This is a genomic window from Paraburkholderia franconis (assembly GCF_009362735.1).
Lineage (GTDB): Bacteria > Pseudomonadota > Gammaproteobacteria > Burkholderiales > Burkholderiaceae > Paraburkholderia > Paraburkholderia franconis.
This window is the reverse complement of sequence record NZ_WHNP01000027.1, coordinates 23,192-38,867: the sequence shown is the minus strand read 5'-3', so window position 1 is coordinate 38,867 and position 15,676 is coordinate 23,192. Positions and strand designations below refer to the sequence as shown.

16 protein-coding genes are annotated in these 15,676 nt (G+C 64.8%); 10 read left to right on the top strand and 6 right to left on the bottom strand.

The genetic code is table 11. The features are described from left to right. Nucleotides 1-22: 22 nt before the first annotated feature. The gene (locus GCT13_RS25810; RefSeq protein WP_152762942.1) at nt 23-703 is read left to right on the top strand and encodes a haloacid dehalogenase type II; all 681 of its coding nucleotides are present in this window, start codon (nt 23-25) and stop codon (nt 701-703) included. 86 nt (nt 704-789) lie between these two features. Here GCT13_RS25810 and GCT13_RS25805 read toward each other — a convergent pair whose 3' ends face one another. The 4 genes from GCT13_RS25805 to GCT13_RS25790 all read right to left on the bottom strand — a co-directional run bounded on the left by GCT13_RS25805 (nt 790) and on the right by GCT13_RS25790 (nt 4,164). After that, a complete protein-coding gene (locus GCT13_RS25805) occupies nt 790-1,419 on the bottom strand; it encodes an MlaC/ttg2D family ABC transporter substrate-binding protein (RefSeq protein ID WP_152762940.1) in 630 nt (209 codons plus the stop codon). A 189-nt stretch (nt 1,420-1,608) separates the two neighbouring features. Further along, the gene (locus GCT13_RS25800) at nt 1,609-2,643 is read right to left on the bottom strand and encodes a Vgb family protein (protein ID WP_152762938.1); all 1,035 of its coding nucleotides are present in this window, start codon (nt 2,641-2,643) and stop codon (nt 1,609-1,611) included. Nucleotides 2,644-2,678: 35 nt separating this feature from the next. After that, complete coding sequence (locus tag GCT13_RS25795; protein WP_152762936.1) at nt 2,679-3,605, bottom strand: ATP adenylyltransferase family protein; 927 nt, start codon at nt 3,603-3,605, stop codon at nt 2,679-2,681. Between the two features lie 73 nt (nt 3,606-3,678). After that, entirely contained in the window at nt 3,679-4,164 is a 486-nt protein-coding gene (locus GCT13_RS25790) for an adenosine-specific kinase (protein WP_152762934.1), read from the bottom strand. A gap of 251 nt (nt 4,165-4,415) precedes the next feature. Between GCT13_RS25790 and GCT13_RS25785 the strand changes: the two genes are divergently transcribed. Both GCT13_RS25785 and GCT13_RS25780 read left to right on the top strand, forming a co-directional pair. After that, nucleotides 4,416-4,700, top strand: a complete 285-nt coding sequence (locus GCT13_RS25785; protein WP_152762932.1) for a hypothetical protein — start codon at nt 4,416-4,418, stop codon at nt 4,698-4,700. Between the two features lie 148 nt (nt 4,701-4,848). Continuing rightward, the gene (locus tag GCT13_RS25780) at nt 4,849-5,358 is read left to right on the top strand and encodes a DUF1269 domain-containing protein (RefSeq protein WP_152762930.1); all 510 of its coding nucleotides are present in this window, start codon (nt 4,849-4,851) and stop codon (nt 5,356-5,358) included. A 94-nt stretch (nt 5,359-5,452) separates the two neighbouring features. On the opposite strand, the gene GCT13_RS25775 is transcribed toward GCT13_RS25780, so the two are convergent. Beyond that, nucleotides 5,453-5,794, bottom strand: coding sequence for a zinc ribbon domain-containing protein YjdM (locus GCT13_RS25775; RefSeq protein WP_090870449.1), 342 nt, complete (start codon nt 5,792-5,794; stop codon nt 5,453-5,455). 248 nt (nt 5,795-6,042) lie between these two features. Between GCT13_RS25775 and GCT13_RS25770 the strand changes: the two genes are divergently transcribed. The 6 genes from GCT13_RS25770 to GCT13_RS25745 all read left to right on the top strand — a co-directional run bounded on the left by GCT13_RS25770 (nt 6,043) and on the right by GCT13_RS25745 (nt 12,669). Then, nucleotides 6,043-6,990, top strand: coding sequence for a DMT family transporter (locus tag GCT13_RS25770; protein ID WP_152762928.1), 948 nt, complete (start codon nt 6,043-6,045; stop codon nt 6,988-6,990). A gap of 213 nt (nt 6,991-7,203) precedes the next feature. After that, entirely contained in the window at nt 7,204-8,220 is a 1,017-nt protein-coding gene (locus GCT13_RS25765) for an alcohol dehydrogenase (RefSeq protein ID WP_152762926.1), read from the top strand. 217 nt (nt 8,221-8,437) lie between these two features. Continuing rightward, nucleotides 8,438-9,190 carry a DUF3348 domain-containing protein gene (locus GCT13_RS25760; RefSeq protein ID WP_152762924.1) on the top strand — a complete coding sequence of 251 codons (753 nt, stop codon included), beginning with the start codon at nt 8,438-8,440 and terminating at the stop codon, nt 9,188-9,190. 10 nt (nt 9,191-9,200) lie between these two features. Continuing rightward, nucleotides 9,201-11,300 carry a DUF802 domain-containing protein gene (locus GCT13_RS25755; protein WP_152762922.1) on the top strand — a complete coding sequence of 700 codons (2,100 nt, stop codon included), beginning with the start codon at nt 9,201-9,203 and terminating at the stop codon, nt 11,298-11,300. Continuing rightward, nucleotides 11,297-11,944, top strand: a complete 648-nt coding sequence (locus GCT13_RS25750) for an OmpA family protein (RefSeq protein WP_152762920.1) — start codon at nt 11,297-11,299, stop codon at nt 11,942-11,944. The genes GCT13_RS25755 and GCT13_RS25750 overlap by 4 nt, the downstream gene beginning before the upstream one ends. Nucleotides 11,945-11,979: 35 nt before the next feature. Beyond that, entirely contained in the window at nt 11,980-12,669 is a 690-nt protein-coding gene (locus GCT13_RS25745) for a DUF2894 domain-containing protein (protein ID WP_152763068.1), read from the top strand. A 125-nt stretch (nt 12,670-12,794) separates the two neighbouring features. Here the strand turns inward: GCT13_RS25745 and fusA are convergent, their stop codons facing one another. Beyond that, nucleotides 12,795-14,840, bottom strand: a complete 2,046-nt coding sequence (fusA, locus tag GCT13_RS25740) for an elongation factor G (RefSeq protein WP_152762918.1) — start codon at nt 14,838-14,840, stop codon at nt 12,795-12,797. Between the two features lie 172 nt (nt 14,841-15,012). Here fusA and GCT13_RS25735 point away from each other — a divergent pair, with 172 nt between their 5' ends. Beyond that, complete coding sequence (locus GCT13_RS25735; protein ID WP_152762916.1) at nt 15,013-15,660, top strand: DsbA family oxidoreductase; 648 nt, start codon at nt 15,013-15,015, stop codon at nt 15,658-15,660. Nucleotides 15,661-15,676 lie beyond the last annotated feature (16 nt).

The window sequence follows — 15,676 nt, the reverse complement described above, 5'->3', positions numbered from 1 at the left end:
ACGTTTATCTGGAGGACATGGCATGGACCACATCAAAGCGATTGCATTCGATCTCTACGGCACGCTGTTCGACGTTCACTCCGTTGCCAGCCGATGCGACGAGCAGTTTCCCGGGCGCGGGCAGGAAATCAGCAACGTATGGCGGCAGAAGCAGCTTGAATACACGTGGCTGCGCAGCCTGATGAACCGCTATATCCCGTTCGAGCACGTGACGGAAGAAGCATTGCGCTATACGAGCCGCCATCTCGGGCTCGCGCTGGATGACGAAACGTGCCGCTCGCTGTCCGATGCGTATCTGCATCTGCAACCGTTCGCGGAAGTGCCCGATGCATTGCGCGAACTGCGACAGCGCGGCCTGAAGCTGGCGATCCTGTCGAACGGCTCTCCGCATTCGATAGGCGCGGTGGTCGGCCATGCGGGGCTGCGCAACAGCTTCGATCATCTGCTGAGCGTCGATCCCGTGCGTGTGTACAAGCCGGACAATCGTGCGTACGAACTGGCGGAGCACGCATTCGGGCTGAACCGGACGGAGATCCTGTTCGTGTCGTCGAATGCGTGGGACGCGACGGGCGCGCGTTATTTCGGTTTTCCGACGGCGTGGGTCAACCGCGGCGGCAAGGTCTTCGACGAAATGGGCCAGAAGCCGGACTGGGAAGTGAACGGGCTCGATGCACTGGTGAAGCTGTTGGGCGCAGCGGGATAACGCAACGCGCCGGGCGTTTGATCGACCGCTTCGCATTCGAGGCTCGAACGTACTCGAACATATTCATGTCGTCGAGCCTTGCAGATTCACTGCTTGCCCGACGCGAGTTGCTCGTTGCGGTCGGTGAGAAAGCGGATCAGCCCATCGATGCCGCCGCTCTGCTGGATTGTCTCGCCGAACTGCTGCCGATAGGTCTGCACGAGCCACGCGCCGAGCACGTTGAGGTCATACACGCGCCAGCCTTGCGGGGTCTTGCGCAGACGGTAATCGATCTCGACGGGCTGCGCATTCGTGATCGCGATCGTGCGCACGACGGTGTCGGTATCGGTCGGCGAAAAACGCACCGGCGGATATTCGATCTGCTGGTCCGGGCGAAGCTGCGCGAGCGCGCCCGAATACAGGTGAATCAACAGCGTCTGGAACTGCTGAACGAGCTGCTTCTGCTGCTCGGGCGTCGCCGTTCGCCAGTAGCGGCCTACCGCGAGCCGCGTCGTATGCTCGAAGTCGATATACGGCAGGATGTCCCGGTTCACGATGTCCATGATGCGCGGGATGTCGGTCGGCTCGATCGCGCCCTTGCGCACTTCGTCGAGCACCTGCTGCGTGACCGTCTTGATCAACGCCTGCGGATCGGAACTGTCGACGGTCTGCGCCGATGCGCCCGTGCAAAACGCAAAGACGGCAAAGACAAAGGCAACGAGAAATCGGAGTCTCATGAGTCTCATATCGGCGAACTCGTCATGTGATTGTGTAGGTCGCGCTCGACGCGGCGCGCGCGAGATCGTGTGGCGAAGCCTATTGTAGGGGCGGCGGCCGTTTTTGGCAGACAAGCTGCTCGCGGCATGGCACACGATGCGCGCGTGCGCCGATGAGGTCGTGTCCACCAGTCGCCCGTCAGTCGTCTGTTAGTTTTTCGCAGCCCGCGACGGGTAGCGCACGAGATGATCGGTCGCGGATTCGGACAGCCACACTTCGCCCGCACGGCCCATCATCTGCCGCACGTTCGCGTGGTCGCGCGGCAGTGGGAGCACGTCGAACCGCTCGGTGTGCGGATCGAAGCGCACGAGTGCGTTGGCGCTCCATTCGCTGAGCCAGACGATATCGTGATCATCGACGAAGATCGCATACGCATGCGGTTTGTCGCCGGGAAGACGCCATTCGCGCCAGCGCTGCGTCGACGGATCGAACATGCCGACACCTCCCGCGTTCCACTCGCTGACCCACACGCGCCCTTGCGAATCGGACCAGACGCGGCGCGCGCCCTGATCCGGCGTCGGCGGCTCGATGACTTGCGCGGCGCCCGTTGCGGGATCGATGTGGCCGAGGTAACTGCCCGCGAGCGACGCGAAATACAGCCCGCCGTCGGGCGTCACGCAGATGCCGTACGGGCCGGCACCGTCCGGCGCGTCGAACACGCGCATCGTGCCGCGCTTCGGATCGAGCTCGCCGTAGATGCCGCTTTGCCCCGTAAACCACAGATGTCCCTGCTTGTCGAACACGGCCGTGTTGAGGTTGGCGTTCGGCCGGTCCTTGGGCAACGGAAAACGCGTGACGGCGAGTGTCTTCGAATCGACACGCACGATCGCGTTCTGGCCGCCATCCGTGATCCACGCCGCCTGGTCCGGTCCGACGATCACGCCATGCGGCGCCGATCCGCTGCCGAGCGCAATGCTGTCGATCTTGCCGCTGCGCGGGTCGAGCCGTCCCGCCGAGCCTCGCGCCTGCGCGGTGAACCACACGGTGCCGTCCGGCGACGGCGCGACGTCGTGCGGCGCGCTGCCCGACGGCACGGCGAAGCTGTCGAACGAAGCGGGCGGCGTCTGTGCTGCGCAGACGATCGCGACGCACGCGAGCGCGAACGCGGCAACGCGTACGTTACGGGCTTCGAGAATCTTGCGCAGCGTAGCCGCGATCCGATTCATCGCGACGACCTTCAGCATGTCCGCCTCCTTCGCATCGGCACGCATCACTCGCATCACGGCGACGCGTTTGCAGGCAGCGCGACGCGTTGCAAAACGGTCATCGGGCCGAGCCGCTCGATCACATCCATCTGCGCCGCGTCGCGCACGAACAGCGATCCCGCGAATCCCAACGCGTTCACCGACACGCCTTCGGCGCGCTCATCCGATCTCGGCACGAGCAGCATCCACTCGCGCGTGACGAGCAGGTTGTATGGCGTCGCGTGACAGCGCTCGCCGTCGATGTCGACTGCGCCGACGCCCGCAGCTTCGAGCAGTGTGCGATAGCAGGAGAGCGCGAACCTGGCGGCATCGGCGGAAGCCGTCGCATCGGGTTCGAACCGCGCGAACGCGTGCCGAAACGGCAGACCCGGCACGCGTGCCGCCGGGCCTTCGATGACAGCCGTCGCGAGCATTGGCTCGATGGGGACGGACGGACCGGCATCGCCGAGCGGCAGCGGCACGATCTGCAGATGCTTGTGCGGCTGGCTCGCGCCCGCTTCGGCGCCTGCGTTGTAAAAGCCGATGCCCTCGAACCCGGCCATGCACGCCAGCAGCGCTTCGAAGTCGGCGAGATCGAGCAGCGCCTCCTGGCGCTCGAACGCGCGCGTGACGATCAGCAGATGATGATCGATGACGTTGAACTTGTTGAGCAACGCGAGATGCGTGTCGGAGATGTCGGCGACGAACAGATCAGAGTCGTATGGCAGGAACGGGTTCACGGAAGGGCGCTTCGCCGTCTGAACCTTTGCTGCCTGCGCGCGCTGCTGCTCCTTGCGCGTCAGGCTCGACACCTGCCGCACGAGAAAGCGGATGCCGCCGCTTTCGATCACCGCCTGTTGCGTGTCGACCGGTTGCAGCGCGCCGCAGCGTAGCGCATGTTCCGTCTGTCGAAGAATGGCCGGCCATAGCGTGCCCGGCGCGAGGCGTCGTCGTTGTTCCATGTCTGGTCGGCTGGCGAGGCGGCGCGCGCGATGCGTGCACAATGCGTGCACGATGTCTGCGAACGCGCAGCCGCTACAGCTTGTATCCGATGGTGCGCAAGAGATCCTTGCGCCATTGCACATCGTCTGCACTCTCGACGCCGACGGGCGAAAAGCCGTCGATCACGCCGACGATGCCGCGCCCCTGATCCGTTTCCGCGATCAGCACTTCGACGGGATTCGCCGTCGCGCAGAATATCCGGCACACCTCGGGCACCGACTTGATCGTGTTCAACACGTTGACGGGGAAAAAGCCGTCGCCGAGAAACACGAAGAAGCTGTGGCCCGCGCCGACGTTCGTCGCATTCTGGCATGCCATCTCGACGAGACTTTCGTCGGTGCCCGAGCGCCGGACGAGCCGCTTGCCGGATGCCTCGCAAAACGCGAGGCCGAACTTGATGCCGGGCACGGTGCCGACCAGGGCCTCGTGAATATCCTCGACGGATTTGATGAAATGGCTTTGCCCGAGAATGAAGTTGGTCGCTTCGGGCTTGACGACCTTGACGGCGGACAATTGCATGGCGAACCTCGCTCCGTTGCGGCAGAACGACGTGAGAACGCGTCGAAGACGGACGAACGTGGCTGATACGCAGCACATGCCGTCCGCCTTGGACCCGCCTTCTAGACTAGTACCAACCGCGCATCAGCGAAAGCGCCGGGCAGAACGCATATTTTCGCGCGACGCGAGCGGAAACATCGCGATACAAACAAGGACGAATGCTTACCAGTCCCATACCGTGCGCAATGATTTGGCGTGGGACAATTGGGGCCATGAAAAAGACCAGAATTTCGATCATCGTCGCCGCGCTGGTCATCGCCAGTCCGCTGGCGCATGCGAGCCTCGCTTCGGGCGCGCACCAGTTCAAGGAAGACGCCAGGACGGCGGGCCGGGACACGGGCCACGCGGTGGGCCATGCCGTGCACGCCGTGGGCAACGGCGCAAAGTCTGCCGGTCATGCAATTGGCCACGGCGCGAAATCGGCGGGACATTCGGTCGCCGATGCAACCAGGCACGGCTATCACGCGACGAAAAAATTCGTGACAGGACACGGCTGACGTTTGCGGCGCAACCCGTCTGCCGTTGCGCAGTGCCGCCTGAGCGCCATGACGTTGACGGGCGGGCATGCGCTGGCGGGCGGTAACAGGCGTACGATGAACGGCATCATCCCGTTGCGGATCACCGCAAGTTTGACGGAGAGCCGACATGAGACGCCTTTATTTTCTCGTACCCGACGCGCTGACAGCGAGGGCGATCGTAGACGATCTGCTGCGGGCGCGCATCACATGGCGCCACATCCACGTTCTCGCGAATCACAGCGTTACCCTCGAGCAACTGCCTCAGGCATCCCTGCTGCAAAGCAGCGACGTCGTGCATGCACTTGAGCGCGGCGTGGCGCTCGGCGGCGCGACGGGCGCGCTGCTCGGACTCGTCGCGCTCGTCTTTCCGCCGGCGGAGCTGGCGATTGCTGGCGGCGCTGTCGTCGGATTGACGCTGGCGGGCGCGGGTTTCGGCGCATGGACGGCGGCGATGATCGGCGTCGATGAACCGAACGCGCGACTCGCACGCTTCCGCGACGCGATACGCGACGGCCAGATACTGATCATGGCCGACGTCCCCGGCTCGCGCGAGCATGAGATCGAGCAGATGGTCGCGCAGCATTTTCCGAAGGCCGATCTCGAAGGCGCCGAGCCCACCACGCCGATTTTTCCGTGAGCGCGCATTGCTCGCGTCGAGCACTCAGCGAATCACCGTATGTCCGGAAACGACTCGTTCCCGGACCCATAGAATCGCAATGGCGTAAAACCCGTCATGCTTTCCTGACGAATTCCGACTTCAGGCTCATGGCGCCGAAGCCGTCGATCTTGCAGTCGATATCGTGATCGCTATCCACCAGACGAATGTTCTTCACCTTGGTGCCCATCTTGATCACGCCGCCCGATCCCTTCAGTTTCAGGTCCTTGATGACCGTGACGGTATCGCCGTCCTGCAGCACGTTGCCGGCTGAATCGCGATAGACCCTGGCCGTTGCTTCGGCCGGTCCCGCGGCTTGCGCTGTCCACTCATGCGCGCACTCGGGGCAAATGAAGACGCCCGCATCTTCATACGTGAATTCGGAATGGCATTTCGGGCAAGGGGGCAATGCGGTCATAGTGAATCCTTGGTGCGCGACGACGCGAATAATGAAAGTCCGAGAGTATAGCGATGTCGTGTGGCACGCCCGTCGACCTGGGGCACGAAAGCCGTTATTCGAAGCACGCCGGACTCGTCCGCAATGAGCGTGACAGCCGCGCCAGCGCGAGCGCAAATTCGACATCGCAGCGCTAATCGCCGAAAATCTAGCTCCTTTCGCGAGCCATGAGCAAATCAGCTTCGCACCAGACCTGCTGACGAACATCAATGAGAAAAACTCTAGACGGCTTTGCCGTTACAAGCATGGTGATTCTGTGCCTCATATGGGGCCTGCAACAGGTCGCAATGAAATCGATCGCGAGCGATGTCTCGCCGCTGCTTCAGGTGTCGATGCGCTCGGGCGTCGCGGCCGTGCTGGTTTGGGTGTTCGGCAGGATGATCGTCCGCGACAACTGGCTGCCGGGCGTTGCGCTGAGGCCGGGGGCGCTGGTCGGCATATTGTTCGCCGCCGAGTTTCTGTTCGTGGCCGAAGGCTTGCGATGGACGACGGCATCTCACATGGCCGTGTTCCTTTACACCGCGCCGATGTTCGCCGCAGTCGGCCTGCAAATGGCGCTGCCTTCCGAGCGCCTGACGCGCATGCAATGGACGGGCATCGCGATCGCGTTCGTCGGTATCGTCGTCACGTTTGTCGGCCCGGGCGCGAAGGGCGGCGGCGATCCGTCGTCGTCGAACTGGATTCTCGGCGACCTGATGGGCATCTGCGGTGGCGCCGCGTGGGGCATGACGACAGTCGCGGTTCGCGCGACGCGTCTCAGCGAAGCGCCCGCGACGCAGACGCTTTTCTATCAGCTGGCATGGGCTTTCGTCGTGTTGCTGCCGTTCGCGGCCATCACCGGCCAGTTCCATTTTCACGGCACGCCGCTCGTCTGGACGAGTCTCGGGTTTCAGGCGATCGTCGTCTGTTTCGTCAGCTATGCGGTCTGGTTCTGGCTGCTGCGAATCTACCTTGCGTCGCGCCTGGGCGTGCTGTCGTTCATGTCGCCGATATTCGGCGTCGCGATGGGCGCGCTGCTGCTGCACGAGCGGCTCGATCCGGGCTTTCTCGCGGGCAGTGTGCTCGTGCTCGCGGGCATGATGGTCGTCAATGGCCGCGAGTGGCTGTACAACCTGTTCACACGACAAAGACGCCGCGGAAAAATCGGCTCCGCGTAAGCACGCCAGCGTTCATCGGCCATCGCCTTCGAGATTGCCATCGGCGAGCGCCTGGGGTCGCCCGGATTCGACCGTTCAATTGCGGGCGCACGCTTCTCCACCTACTATCCCTGTCGGACCAGCCGGTTGCGTCGCGATGCGGCGTGTCTGAAGGTATGGCCGACGCGAGCCTGGCCGCGCTGGAGTGACTGTTCTTCGACTGGAGCAAATTCGATGCGAAAGATGAGAGCGGTACAGGTCGGCGGCCCCGGCGGGGCGCTGGAGATCGTGGAGCGCGACGTGCCCGCGCCCGGTCCCGGTCATGTATTGATCAAGGTTCAGGCGTGCGGCATCTGCCACAGCGACTCGATGACGAAGGATGGGCTGTGGCCGGGCTTGCAGTATCCGCGCGTGCCGGGACACGAGGTGGCGGGCGTGATCGATACGCTGGGCGCGGGCGTCGAAGGGTGGAAGGCGGGCGAGCGCGTCGGTGTCGGCTGGCATGGCGGCCACTGCGGGCATTGCGCGAATTGCCGGCGTGGCCACTTCGTCGTGTGCGAGAACGCGCAGGTGCCGGGCATCAGCTATGACGGCGGATACGCCGAATACCTGGTCGCGCCCGTCGAAGCGCTCGCGCGCATGCCGGCGGAACTCAACGATGTGGATGCGGCGCCGCTGCTCTGCGCGGGCATCACCACATTCAATGCATTGCGAAACAGCGGGGCGCGCGCGGGAGATGTCGTCGCGATCCTCGGCATCGGCGGCCTCGGGCATCTGGGCGTGCAATTCGCGCAGCGGATGGGTTTCCGCACCGTCGCGATCGCGCGCGGCGAGGACAAGGCGCCGCTCGCGAAGCAGCTCGGCGCGCACCATTACATCGACAGCCGCACGCAGAATGTCGCCGACGCGCTGCGCGCATTGGGCGGCGCGAAAGTGGTGCTCGCGACCGTGACGAACGGCGACGCGATGACGGCCACGCTCGGCGGACTCGCGCTCGACGGCAAGCTGATCATCGTGGGCGTCGCGGAGAAGCCGATCGAGGTGCCGAGCGTGCAGTTCATCATGGGCCGCAACGCGGTGCAGGGCTGGCCGTCGGGCACATCGGTGGATTCGGAGGATACGCTCGCGTTCAGCGCGCTGTCCGGCGTCAAGCCGATGATCGAGACCTATCCGCTCGAACGCGCCGCCGAAGCCTACGATCGCATGATGAGCGGCGCCGCGCGCTTTCGCGTCGTGCTGACGATGAGCTAGCGCGGTCCACGCTGGGAATCAGCCGAATCAGCGCGGGCCGATGGAGCGCACATGGCCGCCGTTGCACATCGGGCAATGGCGGCCATGAACCTCGCTCGCCCTTGATGCACGGGGCTTTCGCGGTCAACGTCCGGTTTCGTATCGCCGAAATCGTTCCCGGCTGGCGGCGGCCACCCCGCCAGCGTGTAAACTGCTGCCTTTTTACGATTCCGGTTGTATGGTTCAAGCCCCTCAGCGCGCAGCCGTCAGCGGCCCGTCGCTCGTCCGGCTGCTGGCCCGCCTGACAGCCGTCGACGTTCCCGCATCCAGCCAGTCGCTGTCGGACCAGTTGAGCCAATGGCTCGGCTGGACCGACGCGATCGCGCTATCGACGGCGCTGAACGGCAATCCGCCCGCCGTCGCCGGCGGCTCGCGGCTGCACGGCAGCGCCGACAGCGAATGCGCGCAGGTGCGCGCATCGCTCGCGAGAGCCATCGCTGGCGACAATGCGTCCGCTTCGGCCCGCCGGCGCGGGTCAGTGCCGCTGTCCGCGCAGAGCGAGCCGACCGAACCGGTCCCCGATTACGCGGATTTCCGGCAGCGCTATCTGGCGATGCAGCAGTCGATGGAAACCGCGATCGGCAATCTGCGCGGTCGGCTGCGGAGCATGCTGGCAGCGAAGACGCCCGAGATGACGCGGCTCGCGGTCGTCGACGCGATCATGGAGCGTGCGCTTGGCGCGCGCGAGCACAACGTGCTGGCCGCCGTGCCGGGCATGCTCGGCACGCATTTCGAGCGCTTGCGCCAGGCCGAGCAGGACGCGCTGCACAAACTGGCGGACACCCACGCTCCTGAAGGCGCCAAAGCAGCCGTCAAGCCCGGCGCGTGGCTCGACGTGTTCCGCAAGGACATGCAGGGCGTATTGCTCGCCGAACTGGAGATTCGTTTTCAACCGGTCGAAGGGTTGCTCGCGGCCCTTCGCATCAGCTAACTGGGACAACATGTCCAGATATCGCATTGATTTTGTCGTTGTGTTTTTGGTGGGTCTCGTTGCTGTGGGTTGGGTCGGCGCGGGCTATGTCGGATCGAATCTGCTGGCCTTGACGGTCACGATGGTGATTGCCGCCTGTTATGTGGCGGGCGCGCTGGAGTTGCACCGCTATCAGCAGGCGACTTCGACGCTGACGGCCGCCATCGCCGATCTGTCGGGGACGCCGCCCCGTTTGTCCGCCTGGCTCGACGGGCTGCATGCCAGCTTGCGCAGCGCGGTGCGTCTGCGCATCGAGGGCGAGCGCGTCGCGTTGCCGGGACCGGCGCTCACGCCGTACCTGGTCGGCCTGCTGGTGTTGCTGGGCATGCTGGGCACGCTGCTCGGCATGGTCACGACGCTGCGCGGCACGGGCGTGGCGCTCGATAGCGCGACGGACCTTCAGGCGATCCGCGAGTCGCTTGCGGCGCCCGTCAGAGGGCTCGGCTTTGCGTTCGGCACGTCGATTGCAGGCGTCGCGACGTCCGCGATGCTCGGGCTGCTCTCCGCGCTGTGCCGTCGCGAGCGGGCTCACGCCGCGCAACAGCTCGACGCGAAGATCGCGACCACATTGCGCATCTATTCGCAGAGCCAGCAGCGCGAGGACACCTTCGGGCTCATGCAGCGGCAGGCCGAGATGATGCCGACGCTCGTCGACCGTCTGCAGACGATGATGACGGCCATCGAGCACCAGAGCCTCGCGCTGAACGAGCGCCTCGCCGCCAGCCAGCACGCGTTCCACGGCAAGACGGAAGCGGCGTATGCGCGCCTCGCGTCGTCGGTGGCGCAGTCATTGAAGGAGAGCGCGGCCGAGAGCGCCCGCGCTGCCGGCGCCGCGCTGCAACCGGCGATGGAGGCCACGATGGCCGGTCACGCGCGCGAGATGGCCGCGTTGCGCGAGACCGTCACGAACGCCGTGCAGCAACAGCTCGACGGGCTGTCGAGCGGCTTCCAGTCGACGACGACGACCGTCGCTGACCTGTGGAACAAGGCGCTTGCAGGACATCAGCGGTCGAGCGAATCGCTGGTGCAGGATTTGCGCGCGTCGCTCGATCAGTTCACGCAGACCTTCGAGCAACGCTCGGCGGGTCTGCTCGAAGGTGTGTCGACGCGTCTCGAAGCCACGGCGGGCGGCGTCTCGCAAGCGTGGAACGACGCGCTTGCGCGGCAGGAGCGCGCAAGCGAGTCCATCGCGGAGCGCAACCATCACGCGCTCGCGACGGCTGCGGCGACATTCGAGCAGCACGCGGCGGCGCTGCTGCGCGCCGTCGATCAGTCGCACGCCGATTTGCAGGCGCAATGGGCCGGTCGCGACGAAGAGCGTCTGGAGGCGTGGCGCGAGTCGCTCGGCGCAGTCGCCGCGACGCTGAGCAAGGAATGGGAAGAAGCGGGCGCGCGCGCCGCGACCCGCCAGCAGGACATCTGCGACACGCTCGCACGCACGGCGAGCGACATTTCGGCCCAGACGCAGGCGCATGCGAGCGGCACGATCGCGGAGATTTCCCGGCTCGTGCAGGCCGCGTCGGAAGCGCCGCGAGCCGCGGCCGAAGTCATCGCGGAACTGCGCCAGAAGCTCACGGACAGCATGGCGCGCGACAACGCGATGCTCGAAGAGCGCAGCCGCCTGCTCGAAACACTCGATACCCTGCTCGACGCCGTGAACCACGCGTCGACCGAACAGCGCACGGCCGTCGATGCGCTCGTCGCGACGTCGGCGGACATGCTCGCCCGCGTCGGCACGCAGTTCACCGACAAGGTCGAGGCCGAAACCCGCAAGCTCAATGACGTGGCCGCGCAAGTCACGGGCAGCGCCGTCGAAGTAGCGAGCCTCGGCGAGGCGTTCGGCGTGGCCGTGAAGCTCTTCGGCGAGTCGAACGACAAGCTGACGGCCCACCTGCAGCGTATCGAAGCCGCGCTCGACAAGTCGTTGATGCGCAGCGACGAGCAGCTTGCCTACTACGTCGCGCAGGCGAAGGAAGTGATCGATCTGAGCATGCTGTCGCAGAAGCAGATCGTCGAAGACCTGCAGCAGCTTGCCGCGCAGCGGGCGTCGGCGGGAGCCGAGTCGGCATGAACGACGAAATCGACGGCGGCATGGAGCCGACGACGCCCATCTGGGCGGCTTTCGGCGATCTGATGTCGGTGCTGCTGGGTGCGTTCGTGCTGATCCTGGTGGGCGTCATCGGCATGCAGCTCGAACTGACGACGAGGCTTCACGACGAGGTCAGGCAGCGTCAGATGGAAGCGCAGCGCCGCAAAACGCTCGAGCAGGCGCTCGCCGGGCCGCTGGCGGCGGGGCGGGTGACGCTCGTCAACGGACGCATCGGCATCAGCGGCAGCGTGCTCTTCGCGCTGAACTCCGACCAGTTGCAGCCGCAGGGCCGCGAACTGTTGAAGAGCCTGTCGGGGCCGTTGTCCACCTATCTGAAGTCGCGCGACGAGATCCTGATGGTCAGCGGCTTTGCCGACGACCAGCAGGTGCGCGCGGGCAACCGCCGTTTCGCCGACAACTGGGAACTGTCGGCGCAGCGCGCGCTGACGGTGACGCGCGCGTTCATCGACGCGGGCATCCCCGCTTCGTCGGTGTTTGCCGCGGCGTTCGGGTCGGAGCAACCGGTCAGCTCGAATGCCGATGACGTGGGACGGGCCAGGAACCGGCGCGTCGAAATCGCGGCGGTGCCGAGGCCAGCTTCGTCGAGCGGCGGGCGGGCGCCGTGAGTGAGAGCGACATGCGAGGTGGCGCGGACGGCGAGATGCACGGCCAGCAAGCTCAGCAAGGCTTGCAAGGGGAAACCCACGCGCGCGCAACACTCGACGCATGGCGCGAGCAACGCGCCGATCGTCTCGACCCTATGCGCTTTCATTTCATCGACGCGATGGCGCGGCGTGCAGCCGCTCATCACGGCGAAGCGCGGCGTATTCTCGACGAGCGCCTGTCGGCGCTGCTCGACGCCTATGCCGCTGATCTGGACCGCGAGAACGCCGCATGCGATGCCGACGCAGATGCCGATGCGGTTGGCAACAGCCTTGCGCGCGCTCGCGGCCCGCTAGGCAAGCTTGCTGATTACATCACGGCGAGCCATTCGTCGGCGGAAGTCAACAGCCAGCTGACTACTCATGCACAGCAACGCGTCTCGTCAAACCCACAGCGAGAAACACTCGATTACTTTAGACAAACCTGGTCGAAGCTCAGCGCCGACAAGCAGTTGCGCCAGTCGCTCGAACAGGTGCCCGGCAACGCGGGGCCGCTCAATTCGAGCAGCCTTGTGCACCGGTCGCTCTCGCTGATGCGCGAGTTATCGCCGGGATATCTGCAGCAGTTCCTGTCGTATGTCGACGCGTTGTCGTGGATGGAGCAGATGACAGGCGGCATTGCATCGCCGGCCAAAGATGCGCCTCGCGCCGCGAGCACGAAGAAGAGCGCGCGAAGCCGATCGCGCTGATGCACCGATGCGCTGATGCACCGACGCACCGACGCACCGACGCACCGATGCACCGACGCACCGATGCACTGATGCACCGATGCACTGACGCACTGACGCACTGAAACGTGCGGGCGCGATGCCTGCTACGCCGCGTCGCTCTGCTTCTTGTACTGCGAAGCGAGCTTGTCCTGCTGGTTCGGCGGTACGGGATCGTAGTGGCTCAGTTCGATGCTGTAGTTGCCGTGCCCGCCCGCAATCGCGTTCAGGCGCGACTGATAATCCGCTAGCTCCGACAGCGGCACCTTGCCCGCCACCACGACCGCGTGCCCCGCGAGATTGCGCGTGCCCTGGACCTGCGCGCGCCGCGCCGACAGATCGCCGATGATGTCGCCCATCGTCGTTTCCGGCGTCATCACTTCGATATCGACGATGGGTTCGAGCAGGATCGGCTGGGCCTTGAGCACGGCATCGATGAACGCCTTGCGGCCCGCCGTGACGAACGCGACTTCCTTCGAATCGACGGGATGGCTCTTGCCGTCGAACACGGTGATGCGCACGTCCTGCATCGGAAAGCCCGCGAGCGGTCCGCTCTCGATCACCTGCAAGATGCCTTTCTCGACGGCGGGGATGAACTGGCCCGGAATCGCGCCGCCCTTGACGGCATCGACGAACTCGTAGCCCGCGCCGCGCGGCAGGGGCTCGACGCGCAGCATCACTTCGCCGAACTGTCCCGCGCCGCCCGTCTGCTTCTTGTGCCGGTGATGGCCCTCGGCCTTGCCGCCGATGGTCTCGCGATATGCGATCTTCGGCGGCCGCGTGATGACGGCGAGCTTGTACTGATCGGCGAGCCGTTCGAGCATGTGCCGCAGATGCAGTTCGCCGAGCCCGCGCACGACCGTTTCGTTGGTGCCGACGGGATGGTCGATCTTCAGGCACGGATCTTCCGCCGCGAGCTTTTGCAGGAGTTCCCACAGACGCTGCTCGTTGCCGCGCCGCTCGGGCTCGATCGCGAGACCGTAGATCGGCGTCGGGAACGCGAGCGGCGCGAGATGGATGTTGCCGTCTTCGGGCGCATCGTGAAGCACGGCATCGAAGCCGATCTCATCGACCTTCGCGGTCGCGCAGATGTCGCCGGGGCCGGCCTCCGTGACGTCCACGTGGTCCTTGCCTTGCAACATCATCAGATGCGCGACCTTGAACGGCTGCCGCGCGTCTCCGATATAAAGCTGGCTGTCGCGCCGCACCGTGCCCTGATGGATGCGGAACACGGCCATCTTGCCGATGTAGGGGTCGATCACGATCTTGAACACATGCGCGAGCACGTGCTTCTCGGGATCGGGCTCGGCCTGCACCGTCTCGCGCCGGCCATCGACGTCGCGATAGAAAAGGGGCGGGTTGCCTTCGAGCGGATTCGGCAGCAGCCGCACGAACACGTCGAGCAGTTCCTGAATGCCCGCGCCCGTCGCCGACGACGTAAAGCAGACGGGCACCAGATGTCCCTCGCGCAGCGCGCGCTCGAACGGCTCGTGCAACTGCTCGGGCTCGATTGCTTCGCCCTGTTCGAGGTAAAGCTCCATCAGCTTCGCGTCGAGTTCGATCACCTGATCGACGAGCGCGTCGTGCGCGGATTCGACCGACAGGAAATCGGCTTCGCCGGACGGATTGAAAAAACAGTCGACCACCGCTTGTGCACCTTGCGCAGGCAGATTGATGGGCAGGCAGGTCTTGCCGAAGGTCTCCTGAATCTCTTCGAGCAGATTGGGCAAATTGACTTTCTCGCCGTCGATACCGTTCACGACGATGATCCTGCACAGCTTGCGCGCTTCCGCCCACGCCATCATGCGGCGCGTGGTCATCTCGATGCCCGTGCGCGCGTTGATCACGATCGCAGCCGTTTCGACAGCGGGCAGCGCGCTGATCGAGAGACCGGAGAAGTCGGGGTAGCCCGGGGTGTCGGCGAGGTAGATGCGGGTGTTCTGGTAATGCAGGTGGGTGATCGCGGAGGTCAGGGAGTGGTGGTATTTGCGCTCCAGCGGATCGAAGTCGCAGACGGTCGAGCCTTTGTCGACGCTGCCCGCCGCATGGATCGCGCCTCCCTGATGCAGCAGCGCCTCGATCAGCGAGGTCTTGCCGCACCCGGCATGGCCGACCAACGCAATGGTGCGGATGGCTTCGGGTGGATATTCCATGTCCGTCCTCCCTGCGACAGTTGTCCGGCCATTATTCGTGAAAACGGCGCGGGCCGCCACCTGGGGCGACGATTCGCGAGCGAACAGGTGTGCTGCGGCGCGGCATAAAACGATCTCGCCGGATTCTGTTAAGGTGGGCTGATCTCCACCAACTTCCTTGATCGAAAGGCCAATGACCCAACCGCTCAGAATCGATTTCGTCTCCGATATCGCGTGTCCCTGGTGCGCTATCGGCCTGTCTTCATTGCAGCTTGCGCTATCGCGTCTCGGCGACGAGGTCGATGCGCAGATCGTCATGCATCCGTTCGAGTTGAATCCTGAGATGAGCCCGCAAGGCGAGCGCATCGTCGATTATCTCGGCAAGAAATATGGACGCACGCCGGAGCAGATCGCGGAAACGCAAGCGACGCTCCGTGAGCGCGGCGCAAGCGTCGGCTTCGAGTTCGGGCCGCGCGAGCACGTGTACAACACGTTCGATGCGCATCGGCTGTTACAGTGGGCCGGCATCGAAGGCAAGCAATTGCCGCTCAAGCTCGCGCTGCTGCATGCGTATCATTCGGAGGGCAAGGACCCTGGCAATCATGATGTGCTGGTCGAAGCCGCGCAATCGGTGGGGCTCGATGCAGCGCAGGCACGTGCCGTGCTCGAAAGCACCGACTATGCCGAAGATGTGCGTGCACAGGAAAACGAGGCTCAGTCGTTGGGCATTCAGTCGGTGCCGTCGATCATCTTCAACCAGCGCTATCTGGTGACGGGCGGACAGCCGCCCGAAGCGTTCGAGCAGGCCATCCAGCAGATTCTTGCCGAACCGCAAGCCTAGTAGTTCTCGTCGCGTG

Bases quoted from the DNA above. Each gene is read 5' to 3' on its own strand.
- GCT13_RS25755 (WP_152762922.1), top strand. From the start codon at position 9,201: ATGTCCAGATATCGCATTGATTTTGTCGTTGTGTTTTTGGTGGGTCTC.
- GCT13_RS25770 (WP_152762928.1), top strand. From the start codon at position 6,043: ATGAGAAAAACTCTAGACGGCTTTGCCGTTACAAGCATGGTGATTCTG.
- GCT13_RS25785 (WP_152762932.1), top strand. From the start codon at position 4,416: ATGAAAAAGACCAGAATTTCGATCATCGTCGCCGCGCTGGTCATCGCC.
- GCT13_RS25800 (WP_152762938.1), bottom strand. From the start codon at position 2,643: ATGCTGAAGGTCGTCGCGATGAATCGGATCGCGGCTACGCTGCGCAAG.
- GCT13_RS25805 (WP_152762940.1), bottom strand. From the start codon at position 1,419: ATGAGACTCCGATTTCTCGTTGCCTTTGTCTTTGCCGTCTTTGCGTTT.
- GCT13_RS25810 (WP_152762942.1), top strand. From the start codon at position 23: ATGGACCACATCAAAGCGATTGCATTCGATCTCTACGGCACGCTGTTC.
- GCT13_RS25790 (WP_152762934.1), bottom strand. From the start codon at position 4,164: ATGCAATTGTCCGCCGTCAAGGTCGTCAAGCCCGAAGCGACCAACTTC.
- GCT13_RS25760 (WP_152762924.1), top strand. From the start codon at position 8,438: ATGGTTCAAGCCCCTCAGCGCGCAGCCGTCAGCGGCCCGTCGCTCGTC.
- GCT13_RS25775 (WP_090870449.1), bottom strand. From the start codon at position 5,794: ATGACCGCATTGCCCCCTTGCCCGAAATGCCATTCCGAATTCACGTAT.
- fusA (WP_152762918.1), bottom strand. From the start codon at position 14,840: ATGGAATATCCACCCGAAGCCATCCGCACCATTGCGTTGGTCGGCCAT.
- GCT13_RS25795 (WP_152762936.1), bottom strand. From the start codon at position 3,605: ATGGAACAACGACGACGCCTCGCGCCGGGCACGCTATGGCCGGCCATT.
- GCT13_RS25735 (WP_152762916.1), top strand. From the start codon at position 15,013: ATGACCCAACCGCTCAGAATCGATTTCGTCTCCGATATCGCGTGTCCC.
- GCT13_RS25750 (WP_152762920.1), top strand. From the start codon at position 11,297: ATGAACGACGAAATCGACGGCGGCATGGAGCCGACGACGCCCATCTGG.
- GCT13_RS25745 (WP_152763068.1), top strand. From the start codon at position 11,980: ATGCACGGCCAGCAAGCTCAGCAAGGCTTGCAAGGGGAAACCCACGCG.
- GCT13_RS25780 (WP_152762930.1), top strand. From the start codon at position 4,849: ATGAGACGCCTTTATTTTCTCGTACCCGACGCGCTGACAGCGAGGGCG.
- GCT13_RS25765 (WP_152762926.1), top strand. From the start codon at position 7,204: ATGCGAAAGATGAGAGCGGTACAGGTCGGCGGCCCCGGCGGGGCGCTG.